Origin of the sequence: Mesorhizobium sp. M1A.F.Ca.IN.020.06.1.1, from assembly GCF_004023265.1 — a bacterium.
Taxonomy (GTDB): Bacteria; Pseudomonadota; Alphaproteobacteria; order Rhizobiales; family Rhizobiaceae; genus Mesorhizobium.
The window spans coordinates 1-462 of sequence record NZ_RZSR01001791.1; the positions used below are offsets into that span (position 1 = coordinate 1).

Below are 462 nucleotides of genomic sequence, written 5' to 3' on the forward strand. Positions count from 1 at the left end.
GTATCGACGCTGATGCGCGAGAGCTGGGGCAAGTCGAACCCGATGTTCCGCCAAGCCTTCTGCTCCATGTTCATCCCCGGCGCCACGCACGAACATTTCGCCTGGATGGACGATCTGATGCGGCGCACGGTTTTGCCGGACGACGCCTGGCGCCTGCAGACCGCCTTTTCCGTGATCGATGTCAGCGAGCTGCTCGAAAAAGTGCGGGTGCCGACCCTGGTGCTGCACGCGCGGGAAGACAATGTTGCCCCGGTCGAGTCCGGCCGCACCATGGCGGCAGGCATTCCCGGCGCCAGCTTCCTCGAGCTGGAAAGCCAAAACCACATCCTGCTTGAGGGCGAGCCGGCCTTCGACGAGTTCGTCGCCCACGTCCGGGCCTTCGTCGCCGGTACGGCAGGTTCCTAGGAAATCTCCTACCGCGATCGCGTAATTTAATCTTGGCGTGGGAAGATTATCTTTGGG

1 protein-coding gene is annotated in these 462 nt (G+C 62.3%); it reads left to right on the plus strand.

The window, feature by feature from the left end:
* On the plus strand, positions 1-405 hold a 405-nt coding region (locus EOA60_RS36925), incomplete at its 5' end, for an alpha/beta hydrolase (protein ID WP_206628488.1).
* Positions 406-462 lie beyond the last annotated feature (57 nt).